8 protein-coding genes are annotated in these 17,727 nt (G+C 59.9%); all 8 read left to right on the top strand.

Features of this window, described 5'->3' with window-relative positions:
• The first annotated feature begins 304 nt into the window (after nucleotides 1-304).
• The 8 genes from OZY47_RS07315 (at nucleotide 305) to OZY47_RS07280 (ending at nucleotide 17,651) form a co-directional block, all read left to right on the top strand.
• Nucleotides 305-3,370, top strand: a complete 3,066-nt coding sequence (locus OZY47_RS07315; protein WP_277177682.1) for a BspA family leucine-rich repeat surface protein — start codon at nucleotides 305-307, stop codon at nucleotides 3,368-3,370.
• 481 nt (nucleotides 3,371-3,851) lie between these two features.
• Nucleotides 3,852-4,532, top strand: a complete 681-nt coding sequence (locus OZY47_RS07310) for a 4'-phosphopantetheinyl transferase superfamily protein (protein ID WP_277177681.1) — start codon at nucleotides 3,852-3,854, stop codon at nucleotides 4,530-4,532.
• 245 nt (nucleotides 4,533-4,777) lie between these two features.
• Entirely contained in the window at nucleotides 4,778-6,148 is a 1,371-nt protein-coding gene (locus OZY47_RS07305) for an ATP-binding protein (protein WP_277177679.1), read from the top strand.
• A gap of 897 nt (nucleotides 6,149-7,045) precedes the next feature.
• A complete protein-coding gene (locus tag OZY47_RS07300) occupies nucleotides 7,046-10,417 on the top strand; it encodes a BspA family leucine-rich repeat surface protein (RefSeq protein ID WP_277177678.1) in 3,372 nt (1,123 codons plus the stop codon).
• Between the two features lie 1,029 nt (nucleotides 10,418-11,446).
• On the top strand, nucleotides 11,447-13,702 hold the full coding sequence (locus OZY47_RS07295; protein ID WP_277177677.1) for an exo-alpha-(1->6)-L-arabinopyranosidase: 2,256 nt from the start codon (nucleotides 11,447-11,449) through the stop codon (nucleotides 13,700-13,702).
• Between the two features lie 155 nt (nucleotides 13,703-13,857).
• On the top strand, nucleotides 13,858-14,121 hold the full coding sequence (locus tag OZY47_RS07290) for a hypothetical protein (protein ID WP_277177676.1): 264 nt from the start codon (nucleotides 13,858-13,860) through the stop codon (nucleotides 14,119-14,121).
• Nucleotides 14,122-14,279: 158 nt separating this feature from the next.
• Nucleotides 14,280-14,858, top strand: coding sequence for a LemA family protein (locus OZY47_RS07285; protein ID WP_277177675.1), 579 nt, complete (start codon nucleotides 14,280-14,282; stop codon nucleotides 14,856-14,858).
• A gap of 303 nt (nucleotides 14,859-15,161) precedes the next feature.
• Nucleotides 15,162-17,651, top strand: coding sequence for a DUF2207 domain-containing protein (locus OZY47_RS07280; RefSeq protein WP_277177674.1), 2,490 nt, complete (start codon nucleotides 15,162-15,164; stop codon nucleotides 17,649-17,651).
• Nucleotides 17,652-17,727 lie beyond the last annotated feature (76 nt).

Genomic DNA, 17,727 nt, shown 5'->3' with positions numbered 1-17,727 from the left:
ACCATTATAGCGGGACATATTGGCAAAGCTAATTAAAAGGAACGCTATGTGAGCATTGTTATAATTAGACGTTTTTCGTTCTACTGTATAGTAAATTTGAAAATAGTGTCCAACGTTTTTAGTGATGAATTTCATACCGCTTGGGGTTGATTTTCTACCGTTCAGTGCTTTATAGCGCCCAATGTGATACCTTCCGTGTTAACTTCGACTGTGTGGGATTAAACGTTTTGAGTCATTTTTGGCTCTTGCGTGATTAATTCGAAATAAGTTGTGGAGAAAAGCACTAGAGGAGAAACGAGGAAAGATGAAATCATGGAGAACAGTGGCGATCGGCCTCTTGGTCGCTTCCGCCATGGTAGCCGCGCCCGCGATGGCGTCGGCCAGCGAGACGGCGCAGGATACGTCGGCCTCGCAGTCAACCCAGGCTCAAAGCTCGGCCGCCCCGAGCTCAACCCCGGCCACGGCGACTCCGGCCCCGGCAGGCGCAGCCGCCGGAACCTCGGCCAAGCCCGATAAGGCCGGGCAGCCAACCGAAAACGAGACGAAGATCGCGCAACAGGCTCCGGCCCCGAAGACCGATCAGGCTCCTTCGACTCAGTCCCAGCAGCCGCAGGCGCAGGGTGACCCTGCGACGCCGAAGTGCGACACCGAGGGTGATTGGGGCGGCGATTCCGCAGGCAACAACAAGGTCCATTGGAAGTTTGGGATGGAAGGCGGCGACTGTGTCCTGCACGTCGGTTCCGGCATTATGGGCCAAGATGACGCTCCGTGGGATAGTTACCAGGTTGAGGGTGCGTCGAGCCTCTATTCCGGTGATGCCTCGATTATGGATGGGCTCGTCTTCGATGATGGCGCCCACACGTTCTTTGCTGATGTCCCGGAGACTGAGACCAACGTGGCCATGAATTTCATGCCCCAAGTTCGCTACATCAAAGGCATCGCGCATCTCAATGGGGGGAAGCTTGCTCCACGCACGAGAATGTATCAGTATTTCGAAGATAATCCAAAGCTTGAATCCATTGATCTCAGTGGATGGAATATGTCTCAGGTGACCAGAATGGACGACATGTTCATGGATGACACGTCGCTCACTCATATCGATGGCCTTGAGAATTGGGATACTTCGAATGTTGTGTCCATGGAGCAAATGTTCCAGGACGACTCTGCGTTGGAGAATCTGGATGGCATTTCAAACTGGAACGTGCCGAAACTGGAAAGAATCACTCAGATGTTCCTTGAGGCAAAGTCCATCGATCACTTGGATCTATCTGCATGGCGCTCGAATGTGCTCGCCGGGATAAGGTATGCCTTCTATGACATGGCGGCATTGAAGAGTCTTGATGTTTCCAATTGGAACGTTGCTGGTGTAGATGATATGTATGGTACATTCCAGGGTGATTCTCTGCTCAGCGAGCTCAAGGGTCTTGACACATGGAATGCCAGTTCGGCGCTCAATAATATGGCTGAGATGTTTACAAACGATTCGGCGTTGACCTCAGTCGACCTTTCTGGTTGGGATCTTTCCGGTGTCACCCATATGAACGAACTGTTCTTTGGTGATGGATCATTGAAGACGATCAAGGGCCTGAACAAGAAGACCGGTCAGCTCGCTGATGCAGGTCAAGCGTTCTTCGGCTGTGAATCCTTGGAGTCCCTTGACCTTACTGGTTGGGATACCTCTGCGCTCACGGATATGAACAGGATGTTCTTCGATACGTACGCCCTGACTGAGCTCAAGGGTGTTGGCGCTTGGGATGTGAGCAATGTCACCAACATGGATACGATGTTCTATGACGCCAAGAGCTTGAAGTCCATTGACCTCTCCCATTGGGACACTAAGAATGTGACGATCATGAGGAACATGTTCGCCGAAGACATCGCTCTCTCCGAAATCAAGGGAGTGGAAAACTTCAATACCGGAAATGTCACGAATATGGCTTCGATGTTCGGCATGTACAATGGCGATACGGGGTCCTTCACCAAGTTGGATCTGAATAGTTGGAACACCTCCAATGTGACCAATATGGACAACATGTTCGCTGGTAACCCGGACCTTTCCGAGGTTGACCTTGGCAACTGGAACACCGAAAAGGTAACCGACATTGGGTATATGTTCGGTAACTGCGCGAGTCTCTCCAAGCTGAATCTTGAGAATTGGGATACCCGGGCCGTCACCGATGGCGATGCTTCGCTTCCTTACTATCTCACCGACATCAAGCTCGGCCCGAACACGAAGCTGCAGGGTTCGTACTTCCCGGTTGAGCCCACTGACGGCATTGGCACAGAGGATAACGGTTTCACCGGTCGCTGGACCAAGAGCGACGACAGCTGGACCAGCACGGAGAGTGATGGCGACGATGAGTCCTTTGCCGCGTTCACTCAGGCTCCTGGATTCGCCGGTGGCAAGTTCGGTCTGCAGGAGTTCATCAAGATGACCTTCGACAACAACGCGCCCGCTGGAGTGAACGTGACTGGCGATACCACCACGCTCTACAAGGCTGGTTTCGACCCCTACACGTTCACCCTCGACATCCCGAAGCCCCAGGCCAACAAGATGGGTTACACCTTCACTACCTGGAACACGGAGCGGGACGGCAGCGGCCTATGGATGGCTGCTGGCACGCAGACCTACTTCAGGAAGGGCACGTATAACTTCTACGCCCAGTGGAACACGCCGACACCCATCGGTGGTGGCACGATTGCGATTCAGCCCGCTCCGCCTGTGATCCCCAACCCGCTCCCGACGCCCGGCGTCAATCCGGCCCCGGTTCCCGGCCCTGGCCCGAACCCCGGTAACGGCGGCGGCAACGGCAACAACAATAACAACAATGGTGGTGGTAACGGCGGTGGCTACAGCCCCGTGAGCTACTACAACGTCTACCGCACGTTCACCTACGGAGCGACGATCGGCGCGGCGCCCAACGCTACGACGCCGACCCCGGCCCCGAACTCCGACAACAACTCGAAGTCGACCAACAAGAAGGCTCGCCCGAAGTGCATGCCCGCCGATGTGAGCAAGCGCCTGAAGGCCAAGAAGGCGAACACCGCCAGCGCGACCAGCACCGGCAGCGTCAACTCCGCCGCCTTCGTCACCCCTCGTGACGGCACCCAGAACGGTGTGCAGCTGACCGCCAACGGCTGGTCCGACTCCGACTACATCGGCCTGCCCCGTTGCGCGGCCCCGAGCCCGGCTCCCGAGACCGCCACGGCCACGCCCGCCGCGACGCACCACTTCAATTGGTGGTGGCTGTTGCTGCTGGTCCTCTTGGTCATCGCGATCGCGGTCTGCATCTACGTCTACGAGAAGAACAAGGACAAGGATGGCGATTCGCAGCATCCCGATGATGGCACCCAGCGCATCATGGTGTGATCGGGTTCCATCGCATGACCGCTATGGGCTGATTTAGCGATCTCCCTGCCGGTCACAGGTGGTAACAGGTGTTGGCTGACGCTTACGGGCGTTGGCCAACACCTGTTTTATGTGGGGTGGCGTTAGGCGGGCGACAGACTATTTCGGGTTATAGGCCATTTCGTGGTGTTGAATGCCGTGAGAGCAGCCTGATTGCCGCTCAAATCCGTTAAGTGGGTGCTTTGACGGTTAAGTGGGTGCCTGTTTTGTCGGAGTACCCAAGAAAACGCCTCGTTCCAGGGGATTTCAGCTCAGACGGGCACCCGCTTAACGCTTCAAGCACCCACTTAAGGTGTAATTCGCGCCAATCGGCCGTTCAGCTTGTGGTGTGGCTTGTGTCTTTCGCGAGTGGTTTTTGGTTTCGTGGCTGCCACCATCTCGCGCCTTCTGGATACGATGAAGGAGTTATTGCGGGAGCGGTCTGGAAGTGATTGGGGGAGTGATGGAGGCTGAAAACGTTGATGGTTTCGCCCATGCCGAGACCCATTCCGAACGTGCTTTCCGCGTCGTGAGCGCCGCCGCTCGTGCTGCCCTCAACACTGGACCAGCCGGGCGCGTGCTCGGTCTCGGCCACGACGTGGTGGGCATTGATGAGTTCGCCAGCCAACTGAGCCAGCCCGGTTCGCGTATGCGCCAGCTCTTCTCACCCCGCGAGCTGCGGCAGGCGGCCTCGCGCGCCAAGGTCAAGCATGACGGCGAGGCGGCGCATCTGGCCGTGCGCTGGGCCGGCAAGGAGGCCGTGCTCAAGGCGTGGTGCGAGGCGCTGGGGGAGCGCCCCAACCCCTACACGCTCGACGATTTCCCCTGGTCCGCCGTCGAGATTCTGGACGATTCGCGCTCGCGTCCCCACGTCGTCCTCGCCCCCGCCTGCGAGACAAGGCTTCGCGAGTCGCTGGGCGTCGCGGATGATGATAATGCCAGCAGCTCCATAAACGACGACGGCGCGATGACCAACGCAACGGAGGCTTCGGATGGCACGGATGGCACGGATGGCAGGGGTGGCACGACGGTCGGCGCCGCATCTGTTGCCCGGCCTGCCCTTTCCTTGCAGTGGCACGTCTCCCTGACCCACGACGCTGGCATCGCCTCCGCCGTGGTGCTCCTGGCATCCGTCGAGCGCTGATCGTGACGTGTGTATCCTGTTTCAGTCATCCGTGTTCTGATATGCCTAAAATAGGCCATTTGGTTTGCGTTATCGTCCCGTTTCCTGCATCTGCGCTTGCTTACGCCCGAAACGGGCTGGTGGTGAATAACCTGGCTTCACATTTAAGATACTTACGAGTATGATACTCATGAGTATCTTATTTTTGCAACGAGGAGGGTTTGATGTTTGTAGGGCGTGAACGAGAACTTGAATCACTCAATCGTATGTGGAAGCGTGACAGTTTCCAACTCATGGTGCTCTATGGCCGTCGCCGCGTCGGCAAGACGGCGCTGTTGGACGAATTCTCAAGCGATAAGCAGGCGCTCTACTTCACCGCCCGCCAGCAAACGTCGGCGAACAACCTCCAGGACTTCTCACGCGCCATCAACAAATTCTTTGGCCAGCCAAGTTCCACTCCACCGTTCGGCTCATGGCAGGATGCTTTTCAATACGTCATCGACAAGGCCCGCGAAAAACCGGAGCGGCGTTTGCTCTTCATTTTCGACGAGTTTCCCTACGCGGCCAATAGCCAGCCGGCATTGCCTTCGACCTTGCAGATCGCGATAGACCATGGTTTTAAAGACGCCAACGTGATGATGATTCTTTGCGGCAGCAACGAGGGGTTCATGGAGAGCGAGGTGCTCGGCCGAAAAAGCCCGCTTTACGGCCGGCGCACAGGCCAGCTGCGTCTGCAACCTTTCGATATCTTCGACACGGCGAAGATGCTGCCCGGCACCGGTGCCATCGATGTGATCAAGTACTACGCCACGTTCGGCGGAACCCCGTATTATCTTCAGCAAATCGATGAAAACATGACTTACGAGCAAAATGTCACGGAGCTGTTGTTCAGCATCAGCGGCTTGCTTTACGAGGAACCGCTTGTGCTCCTTCGCGAGGAACTGCGCGACCCCACCACCTACAACTCGGTGATGGCCGCGATTGGTGGCGGTAAGACGCGACAGAAGAACATCGCCGAAACCGCCGGATTGGAATCGTCCAGCGTTCCAAAATACCTTCGCACACTCAGCGACCTCGGGCTCATCGAGCGGCAGGTTCCTTTCGGTGAGAATCCGGCGAGATCGCGTAAAGGGCTGTGGAAAATCAAGGACCCGTTCTTTGCTTATTGGTTCCGGTTCGTGAGTCCCAATATCAACGAAATCGAGGCCGGTGACGGTGATCTCATCGCGCGGAGCACCGCGTTCGGCCCACTGCTCGACACCTATGTGGGGCAGGTCTTCGAAACGGTAAGCCTGCAATGGCTCGCACGCGCCAACCGCACGGGCGGACTTCCTTGGCTCGCGACTTCGTTTGGACAGTGGTGGGGCAACAACCCGCGCACCCGAGAACAGACCGACATAGACGTCATCGCGGCCAATCCCATGGACAAGAGAATCCTGATCGGCGAATGCAAATGGCGTTCCTCGTTGGACGTCTCGCAGACGCTGGAGACGCTGCGTGGACGGGCCGGACTGGTACGTGGCTACGACAGCACGTCGTTCGGGTTGTTCGTCAAGACCGACGAGCTCGCGCGGAGGGCGCGGGAACGCCACGAAGTTGACGTGCTCGTGGTTTCGGCCACGGAAATGTTGAAGTAGCGGGTCATGGGCCATTTCGTGATGTTTTAGGATTGGTTTTCTGGTTGGTGGCGTCGGGGTATCTGGTAGCGGTGTGGAACTCGTTGCCGGTCATTGCCGGTGCTGCCGGGCTTATCGCCGGTCTTTGCTTGTTTCCCCGGCTGTTTGTACACCGGCTTGGTGGCTTTTCGGCGCTTTTGGCCATGTCGATTCGTGAGGATGGGGAGCGGAGCGGAAGTTTCGAGTGCCTTGCATACATATGATGTGTGCGAGTGGCGCAAGAGTTTGTGAATTATTTGTAATGCGTTATTTGGTGTTGTTTGATTATCGGCTTATTTACTGCTGAAAAGCTTTGAATAGCTGGAATCTGTGGGATTTTGATTGGATTTCACGTTGATGTTCGGGGCATGGGCGTTTATATGAAATGTTGACTTTCGTATGATTTTTGTGGCGGTTCAGGTGTTTTTATTCCTCTGTAATGCTAAGCTTGTGGACAGTTAATGTCGATTTGTATATCTGATCGGGCATGGAAGGGTTTGGTTTTCGTATGTCGGGGAGCAACAAGGCGTTGCGTGTGGCCGCGGTGTTGGTGACCGCGTTGTCACTTGGTCTTGCGATGCCCGCCGCGAGCGCTGGTGAGGGTACCGGAGCCGCGGGGGGGGGTGGACTCCAGGCTTATTAGAATCAGATAATGATTCGTCTGGTTTACAAACCGGCGACGCGCCAGTTGGCACGCCGCCTTCGGCGGTAACATCAAAATCTCAAAATTTTTCCGCGCCGCAAGCGGCGCCTGACCCCTCACCCCGTTCCCAACCCACCGTCGGTCCGCAGGATGTCACCTGCAGCCAGCCGGGCGAACACACGTGGGGCACGACAGACGAGCTGCATTGGAACGAGCATGTCGATGGGAACGACTGCGTGCTGGAATTAGAGTCTGGTACCATTCCTGTCACGGGCAGCAGCTATTCGTCGATTCCCTGGCGCACGGACATTAGCTACACCAGGCTGGCCGTCACCGGGCACGTGACCACAACCAACAACCAGGCCCTGTTCAACCCTTCTTCCCCCTACGGCGACGGCAAGCTCAAGAGCGCCGACGTGACCAACCTCGACGTGTCCGGGGCCACCACCCTGAAGTATTTTTTCGCAGGCCAACCCCAACTCACCGAAATCACAGGAATCGGCCAATGGGACACCGGCAACGTCACTGACACGGGCTACATGTTCAACAACGACCCGAATCTCACCAAAGTCGACCTGAGTGAAAATGGTAGCCACTGGGACACCAGCAACGTCACGAACATGGACTACATGTTCAACGGCGACGCGGAGCTCTACAGCATCGGTGTTCCCGGCCTTAAAATCCCAAGCGGCGTCAACAGCCTCACCAACCACATGTTCGACGGGTGCGTCAAGCTCGTGCACTGCCAGCAGCCCGGCGAACACGTCTGGACGTACGGCGGCAAGACACTCAACTGGAACGAGCACCTCGTCGATAACCAGGATGGCACCTACGACTGCGTCCTCGAATTGGAGAGCGGAGACGTCCCTGTCACGGGCAGCAGCTATTCGTCGATTCCCTGGCGCACGGACATTAGCTACACCAGGCTGGCCGTCACCGGGCACGTGACCACAACCAACAACCAGGCCCTGTTCAACCCTTCTTCCCCCTACGGCGACGGCAAGCTCAAGAGCGCCGACGTGGCCAACCTCGACGTGTCCGGGGCCACCACCCTGAAGTATTTTTTCGCAGGCCAACCCCAACTCACCGAAATCACAGGAATCGGCCAATGGGACACCGGCAACGTCACTGACACGGGCTACATGTTCAACAACGACCCGAATCTCACCAAAGTCGACCTGAGTGAAAATGGTAGCCACTGGGACACCAGCAACGTCACGAACATGGACTACATGTTCAACGGCGACGCGGAGCTCTACAGCGTCGGCTCGCCGGGGTTGGAGGTGCCCGGGGGCATCAACTGCTGGACCAATCATATGTTCGACGGGTGCGTGAAGCTCATCCGGTGCGGGCAGCCGGGCCCGCACACCTGGACTGAGGGCGGGAGCACTTTGCACTGGAAGGAGACCATGAGCGGCACCTTCGAGAACCCGGAGTGCGAGCTGGAGCTGCAGTACGGCACCATCCCCGACACCGGCACCACCGGCGACAGCTCCAGCAGCCACGTCCAGTGGAAGGACCCGGGCATCAGCAAGCTGGTCGTGGACGCGCCCGGGGCGAACGGGCCGGTCAGGCTCAGCAGCGGGTACGGGATCTTCGACACCTACTTCATGCCCAACCTCAAGACGGCCGACGTGACGCACCTGGACACGAGCGCCTCCACGAATATGGCCTACATGTTCCACGACCAGGCCAACCTGACCGAGATTACCGGACTCGACCAGTGGGACACGGGCCTGGTCACGGACATGAGCCACATGTTCCAGAATTGCCCCAAACTCACCGGTGTGGGTGACCTGTCCGGCTGGCATACCGGCAACGTCACCAGCATGGCGAACATGTTCACCGGAGGGGCGAAGCTCGCGTCAGTGGGTGACCTGTCGGGTTGGCACACCGGAAAGGTGACCTCGATGGACAGCATGTTCAAGGGGTGCGCGGAGCTCACCTCAGTGGGCGACCTGCACGCGTGGGACACGGGCCTGGTGACGAGCCTGAACGCCATGTTCCAGGGTGACGCGAAGCTCTCGGGCGGCCTGGACTCCGAGGGGCTGCGGACCTTCGACGTGTCCGGCTGGCACACGGGTCGGGTCACGGACTTCCGCAACGTGTTCGACGGGTGCGCCCGTCTGGAATCGTTGGACATCAGCGGCTTCGACATGGGCGCTGTGGGCACCATGCGCCCCCAGGACCTCTACAACAACGAAGACTGGATGGGCGACCGGCTCACGTTGAATTTCGGGATGATCTCGGCGCCCAACCTCGTCAAGATTCGCGTGGGTTCAGGATTAAACATGGTCGGCTCCACCGCACACTGGTTCTGGAGCTATGATCGCAGGGAACACAAGACCTCCCCGCTGCTCGGCGACCGCGACATCAACTACCCGGCCAGTTCTGTGGACTGCTCCATTAACGCCAACTGCCGCGTGGGCACCCCGGTCTACCTGAGCCAGGACCGCGCCACGGTAATGCGTGGCGACCAGCAGGGCGTCTACGCGAACCCGGCCTCGTCCACCTGGCTGTACCGGGCGACCAGCTACGAGGGCGACGGGGGCAATGTGACGACGTGCCCGGAGGCGGTGCATGGCGAGCACATCTGCACCACCGCCACCAAGGCACTCAGCCGTCTGAACACATGGAAGGACGCGGACGCGGGCGTGCACACCCTTGACGAGGACATCCCGTGGAGCGTGCCCGGCGACAAGCTCACCGCCCAATGGCAGTCCCTCGACCCGCCCGGCATAAACAAGGCCACCCCGCACGCGGACGGCACGCTCACCGTGCACGGCACGCTGCCCGGCGGCACGCTGGCGGACGACCAGTTCACCACCTACCCGTACGCCTCAGCCAGTGGCGGGACGCACGGTACCACCGCCCAGAGCGCCAAGGTGACTGAGCTGACCGCGACCGCGCCCGCTGACGCCAACTGGGAGACTACCTACACCGCCGCCACGAACCCGTATCCGGCCGACAAGGTCGGCTCGGGCGTCTCCTACTGGTTCACCTCGACGCTCACCCAGCATGATTTGACCACCAGCTCAGAGTCCGCGCGCAAGCAGCTGACCATCGACACGGTCGCCCCGGGCGTCGTGGACGCGCGGACCGTCAACCGGGCGCCCGACAGCGGGGTCGGGGTGCAGGTGCGGGTCCATGGCGTCGCGTGGACCAGCGGCGACCAGACCAACCAGCCCCAAAGGGCCACCGAGGCGGGCGACCGGGTCACCATCACCTGGCCCGACGGCAGCACCACCGGCGCCAAACTCGACGGCACGCCGTTGGACGCGGGCGACCCCGGGGCGATCGTGACGGGGTCGGACGGGTCGTTCGACGTGGACGTGCCCGCTGGCACCAACCTCTCCGGCGGCAGCACCGCCAGCGTGACCGTGTGGGACAACGCCGACGGCGACGGGACCACCGCCGGCCACCCCGCCGGCCTGGAGAACAAGGCCAACAAGACCACGGTCACGGTGCGCCTGACCCCGCCCACCGTCGACAAGCTCCCGCTGACCGGCCACAACTGGGGCCCTGCCAGCCTGGTCCTGCTGACCGTGGTGGCCGCCCTCGCCATCGCCACCAGTGCCTACGCCCAATACCGCCGATCCCGCCACTGACCCGCCACCAAGAAACTCACCACTGCTAAAAATTCACCACCACGCCACAATCACCACCGGCATCATTGAAGGCGGTTTGGAGGAGGGTTACCGGCCAAAAAACTCACCACCAGCTACCACCAAAAAACTCACCACCAGCCACCACGCCAAAGCAGCAAAACCAGTCAATGTACATCTGTACTACGGCTGCTTGTTTCGGACTTTATCAATTCGTGATTGTTTCTTGATCCAAGTCGCTGCCTCGTGAATTAGCGGCAACGACGTACGTGCTCATTCGTTCGGCAGAGAACCATTTCTGCAGCTTTGCAAGCTCGGTGGTTTGACTTTCGTTTATTGTGTATGTAGCGCAATTAAATGAATGCCCCGGGAAAGTCACTCATGCGAAACATCATGACACTCCGGGGTTTATACGTTCTGCAAGGGCCGGAAGGGCGTCCACTCCCTCCGGCCTTCAAGCGGAAGATACTTGTATGGCCCTCTGCACGGCGACCCTCGCGGATCTACGGGAATCAATCCTTTCGCCCATTCCCTGGACTAGGTGCCCCCTTCGTGGCCGCTTACGCGGTACGGGCATCACGGCAGAAACCTTCCGACTTACATTCAAAGCGTTCGCTTCACACCCTCATCTTGGACAGGAAGAAGACGTGGACACGAAGCTTCACCTTCAAGGGTACACGTTTGCGCGAACCTATGCCAATAGTGGATTGAGATGATGAGATGAGATGTTCGGCGGGCGATTGTGATGCGGTTGTCTTGTCGGGGAGTGCTTGGTGTCTGTCAGCGGTCGTTTGGGGGAGTGACGTTCCCTCTTGTTTTCTGCTCAGATAAATCTTGGCTGTTTGGTTTCGATGAGGATGAATTGTGCTAGAATGTTACTAACCTACCGGTCGGTAACTAACTGGCAACCCAACAGTTCCCCATGGTTATCTCGGAAGCCAACAACGAAGCCGGTTGGCAATAACTGAAACGAACGTAGCCAACCATCGAGGGTTCATGGAGGAGCCCGCGGAAAAACTAGGAAGGTGCACTATGACCAATCAGAATTCACCGGCGACCAGCGCCAAAGACCTATCCGTCGAGGAGCAGGCGGCGCTGACCAGCGGCACGAACCCGTGGAGCATCGGCTCGGTCGAGGCCAAGGGCCTGCCCAACTACACGATCACCGACGGCCCCCACGGACTGCGCAAGGCCCAGAACCTCGAGGGCATGGACGTGGAGAAGGCCGTGCCCGCCACATGCTTCCCACCGGCCGCGGGCATGTCGTCCAGCTGGAACCCGGACTTGGTGCGTGAGACCGGCGAGGCGATGGGCGAGGAGTGCGTGCAGGAGCAGGTCGCCGTCATTCTCGGCCCCGGCATCAACATCAAGCGCAACCCGCTGGGCGGCCGTTGCTTCGAGTTCTGGAGCGAGGACCCGTACTTGGCCGGGCACGAGGCCTGCGGTGAGGTCGAGGGCATCCAGTCCAAGGGCGTGGGCACCTCACTCAAGCACTTCGCGGCCAACAACCAGGAGACCGACCGCATGCGCGTGAGCGCGAATATGTCGCAGCGCACCCTGCGCGAGATCTACCTGCCCGGCTTCGAGCACATCGTCAAAACCGCCCAGCCGTGGACGATCATGTGCTCCTACAACAAGATCAACGACGTCTACTCCTCGCAGAACAAGTGGCTGCTCACCGACGTGCTGCGCGACGAGTGGGGCTTCAAGGGCATCGTCATGTCCGACTGGGGCGCGGTGCACGACCGCGTGGCCGCCCTCAACGCCGGGCTGAACCTCGAGATGCCGCCGACCAACACGGACGACAAGATCGTGCACGCCGTGCGCGACGGCGAGATCAAGCCCGAGCAGCTCGAGAAGATGGCGCAGGGCATGATCGACCTGGTGGACAAGACCCGTCCGGCCATGGAGAAGGGGGCCGCCGGCTATCGCTACGACGTGGACGCGCATGATGACGTCGCCCGCCGTGCCGCACGCGAGGCCATGGTGCTCTTGAAGAACGACGACGGCCTGCTGCCCGTGCGGCCCGGCACCAAGCTGGCCGTGATCGGCGAGTTCGCGCGCACCCCGCGCTACCAGGGCGCCGGCTCCTCGCTCATCAACCCCAACAAGCTCACCAGCTTCCTCGACGCCCTTGAGGACCGTGGCGTCAAGGCCGACTTCGCGCCCGGCTTCACGCTCGAGGACGACGCGCAGGACCCGGCGCTGACCTCCGAGGCCGTGGCCGCCGCGAAGGGCGCCGACACCGTGCTGCTCTTCCTCGGCCTGCCCGCTTCCTATGAATCCGAAGGCTTCGACCGCACCTCGCTCAGTATCCCTGCCAAGCAGATTGAGCTGCTGAAGGCCGTTGCCGCCGCCAACAAGAACGTCGCGGTCATCCTCTCCAACGGCTCCTCGGTCTCCATGCCGTGGGCCGGCAGCGCCAAGTCCATCCTCGAGGCGTGGCTGCTCGGCCAAGCCGGTGGCGCGGCGACCGCTGACATCGTCTTCGGCGACGCGAACCCCTCGGGCAAGCTCGCGCAGACCCTTATCAACGACCTAGACGACGATCCGACCATGATGAACTGGCCGGGCGAGGAGGGCCACGTCGACTACGGCGAGGGCGTCTTCGTCGGCTATCGCTACTACGACACTTTCCACAAGCCGGTCGTGTATCCGTTCGGCTACGGCCTTTCGTACACCACCTTCGAGGTCTCCGGGGCCAAGGTTTCGAAGACCGGCCCGCAGTCCGCGCGCGTCACCGCGACCGTGAAGAACACCGGTTCCGTGGCCGGCGCCGAGGTCGTGCAGATTTACGTCGCCCCGCCGAAGGAGGCCGTCGCGCGTCCTGTGCACGAGCTCAAGGGCTTCAAGAAGGTCTATCTCGAGCCCGGCGAATCCACCGAGGTCTCCTTCGACCTGGATTCGCGTGCGTTCGCCTACTGGTCCGAGCGCTTCGAGGGCTGGAAGGTGGAGGAGGGCACCTACGGCATCGAGGTCGCCACCTCCTCGCGCGACATCGCTGACACCGTCACCGTCGACCTCGACGACGACGGCAAGGTCGCCAAGCTCACCGAGTGGTCCACGTTCAAGGAGTGGAAGGACGACCCGATTGGCGGCCCGATCGTCAAGAACGCCGTCGAGAAGCTCAACAAGCAGTTCGGCCACAATATCATGCCCGACAGCAGCCTGCTGGTCATGTTCGTCGACAGTTGCACCGTCGGCGGCATGGCGATGATGCTCGGCGCCGACGTCTCCGAGGCCCTCACCAAGGAGCTCCTAGCGGAATACGCCAAAGCCACCAAGTGACCAAAGGCTGGCTGACCGGGCTGGTTGACTGATCGGTTGGCCAGCTAACTGACCGGTTGGTTGGCTGATCGGCTGGTTGGCTGACCCCAACCCAACCCGGTCTGACTGACCCCGGACCCACAACTCAGTGAAAAAAGCACCAAAACACCCCCGTTTTGGTGCTTTTCGCACTGTATACAGCCACCCCGTGGGAAAAGCACCAAAATCGCCTGAAAAAGGTGCTTATTCCACAGGATGTGGCGCTAATCAGTGGGAAAGCACCATTTGGGGCCTGTTTTGGTGCTTTTTCCACTGGTGATGGGCCTAATCAGGAAGAAAAGCAATGGAATCGGCCCTTTTCCTTGCTTTTCTTCCTGATTGGCACTGTTACCTATAAGAAAAGCAATGGAATCAGCCGTTTTTATTGCTTTTCTTCCTGATTGGGGCGGCCGGCCGTTGGCCGGGACGTTTATGAGACGTCAATCATTCTAATCTTGTGCCAGTGGAATAATATTGGGTACCAATGGAGTTATTCGCCCGTGTTGGCGCGATGATGTTTGCGCAAATCGCCTGGCCGGACAGGAAGATAGGGGAGCAAATGGGTGCAGTAGCCATCGTAATGCTTGTGGTGCTTGCGATTATCGTCATCGTGGTCGTGTGGGCGATCATGGCCTATAACCGTCTGGTCACGTTGCGCAACCGCGTGGAGAACGGCTATTCTCAGATTGACGTGCAGCTCAAGCGGCGTACCGATCTGGTGCCGAATCTGGTGGAGTGTGTCAAAGGTTATGCGTCCCACGAATCCCAGGTCTTCCAGAACGTCACCGTGGCTCGCGCCGAGGCGATGAAGGCCGCCAACAGCAACGCCGCCACCCCCGCCGACCGCGCCCAGGCCGAGTCCAACCTCACCAACGCGCTCATGGCGCTGCAGGCCACGGCCGAGGCCTACCCCGACCTCAAGGCCAACCAGAACTTCCTGCAGCTGCAGGACCAGCTCTCCGACCTCGAGCAGAAGATCGCCTACGCCCGCCAGTTCTACAACGATGTGGTGCAGAAGCTCAACACGAGCATCCAGACTTTCCCCTCCAACCTCATCGCCAGCATGTTCCACTTCGCGCCCGGCCAGTATTTCCAGGTCGCCGAGAGCGACAAGCAGCTGCCACAGGTCAAGTTCTGAGTGTGAGTTGTGGCGGCCGCGGAATAGTGACGGCCGCGAAATAGTGAATAGTGGTCGCTGCAGGGTGGTTGCCGGACTGTTTCGAGATCGTGACGGAGCAGCCACAACGTGGCGGTATAGCGGCAGGGTGGCGACAACGTCACGGCAGTGATATAGCGGTGATGCAACGTGGCGATGGCAATATAACCATGGCAATGTGGCGGTGACAACGTAACAGCGCACAGCGGCTATGACGTGGAAGTGACGTAGGGGTCACGCCGCGGTGACGTCAAGGTGCAGGAAGTCGGAAGAAAGTTACTGGTGATGGGCAAGGTCTTCAATCTCAAGAGGCTCGGCAAAGCGGCCCTTGCCGCCTTGGGAGTGGTGGCCATCGTGGTCTTCTTCTTTGGCGTCGGTGAATTGGAGCTGGGCGGTTTCGACAGGGCCCCGATGACCTACCATTCGCTTGACTACGACGCCGAAGTGACGCCGAATGGCGACCTGCGCCTCACCGAGCACATCGACGCCAAGCTCGGCAAACGCGACGGCAAGGCGCCGTGGCGTCAGCTCTATCAGCGCTATACACTCAATGACGCTCCGGGCAAAGCCACCGACGACGTTGCGGACGACGAGAACACGTTGGGTGCCATCACCGACGTCTCGGTGAAGAACGTGACCACGGGCCAGACCTTCCGCCACGGCGACCCAGACTCGCCCAACCATCTGAGCGGCGAGCACTGGGACAAGTCGTATGCCGGCACCTGGTACGCGCGTGATCTGGGGCGTGACGCCGACGACAATGAGGATAAGACCGGTATGGAATATGAGCCCGCCGGCATGACCTCGGATGAATATGACGCTCAGAAGCGGGACGATGCCGCCGCGCAAAAGCAGGCGCAAGGGCAAACACAAAGCAAACAAAGCCAGCAAAGCGGCAAGCGGAACCATTCCAAGACCCGCTATTCTTCGGACGACTGGACGCCCGACACCATGCCGAAGCCCATGGGCAAGGCCCGCGACGTCATCGAGATCGGCTGGAATATTCCGGCCACCACCTCGGCCAAAAGCATGAAATTCGACGTGACGATGACCCTCAAGGATGTGGTCAAGGTCTACGACGACGTGGCCTACCTGAAGTGGGAGCCGGCCGGCGACAACAACGGCGTCCTCATCGAGCGCTTCCACGCCAAGCTCACCCTGCCCAAGGGCACGAAAGCGGGCACGACGAGCCAATGGATGCATTACGCGGGCAAGGGTGCCGTACACCAGGCGGGGCCGCGCGGCATCGAGATGGACGCCGAGCGCGTATCCGCCAACAGTCATATCGACCTGGTCTCGATGTTCGGCAACCAGGGCATGGGGCAGGTGCGCTATCGCATCCACAAGGCCGCGAAGGGCGATGTGGCCGAGGGGGAGGAATTCGAGCAACAGCAGGCCGCGCAGGGCCAAGCCGCCACAAGTCTCGTACTGATTGGCTACGTCGCGATTCCTGTGCTCATCGCCCTAGGGCTGGGCATAGCGGCGGTCGTCGCGAGCAACAGGCAGACCTGGATTTCCGGCGATGTGGACTATGTGCGCGACATCCCCAAGATCACACCGGGCGCGGCCGCCTCCTTCATGGATGAGCTCACGAACAACGACGGCAGGGACGTCGGCGGCGTCGTGGGCTTCATCGACGACGTCGAGGAGACCCTGAGCGGCAACACCGTGGAATCGCGCGAGATGGCCGCCACGCTGCTCGAGCTGGCGAGCAAGAAACGCATCGCGATATACCCGGGCGAGGCTGGCTGGTATCAGGACCTCGACCTTTCCGCGCCTTTGCGCGAGGTCAACAGGCAGGCCAGCGTGTGCCTCGACGAGGCGATCAGGCAGGGCGGCAAAGCCGACACCGTCACCATAGCGGTGCTGCCCAAGGAATCGCGTGCCGGCGGCAAGGTGGGGGAGCTGGCGAATTCCGAGAAGAGCCTGCTCGCCATGCTCATGGACATAGCCCTCAAGCTCAAAACGCTCACCTTCGATCTGCGTGAGGTCAGCGACAGACTTGGCGATTGGCGGGCCGGGGCCAAAAAGCAGGAGAGGTTCTACACCAGCGTCGACATCGAATACGACAACGGAAACTACTACACGCGCCTCTGGTACTCGTATGCCGTGGCCGTGGTGCTGGTGCTCGTCGGGGTCTTCGAGGCGCTGGCCGTCAGCGGGCTCGCCTTCAGCCGCATCGGCTTCGAAAGCGGCGTCTACGGGCTTGCCTGCGCCCAGCTGCACGGGCAGTGGGCCGTCTCGCTCATCCTGGGCGTGGTGGTGATATTCGGCCTCGCCTTCGTCTTCAAACTGCTGGAATTCTATGGCCTGACGCCGATGGGCAAGAAGGTCGGCACGCAACTGCTCGGCCTGCGCAGGTATATGCAGGACTTCAGCGATTTCTCGGAGCGTGACGTGGCGGATTTGGCGTTGTGGGACCAGTACTTGGTCTATGCCACGGCCTTCGGCATGAGCGCGCAGGTCACCAAGCGCATGGCGCAGATGTTCCCGAGCCTCACCGATGCGGAGTGGATGAACAGCAACGGCGTCGATTCGGTGCTGTATTGGTCGTATTATCCGTCGGTCAATGGGTTGGGCGACGGCGCTGGAACCGGCGCTGGCGCGCGTCAGGCGTTCGGCGGCTTCGGCGATTTCGGCTCGCAGCTCGCCTCCGGTCTCAACACCATCCAGTCCACGTTCTCCGCCGCGGCCCCCAGCGATTCGGGCGGTGGCGGTAGCAGCTTCAGCGGCTCCGGCGGTGGTTCGGGCGGCGGCAGTTTCGGCGGCCGCTAGATGCCAGCCAGTGGGAAAAGCGCCAAAAACGGCTGGAAATGGTGCTTTTTCCACTGGGGCGGCCGGGCAAGTAGTG

This window comes from Bifidobacterium sp. ESL0790 (assembly GCF_029395435.1).
GTDB lineage: Bacteria > Actinomycetota > Actinomycetes > Actinomycetales > Bifidobacteriaceae > Bifidobacterium.
The sequence above is the reverse complement of the archived record's forward strand: the minus strand, read 5'-3'. Positions and strand labels throughout refer to the sequence as shown.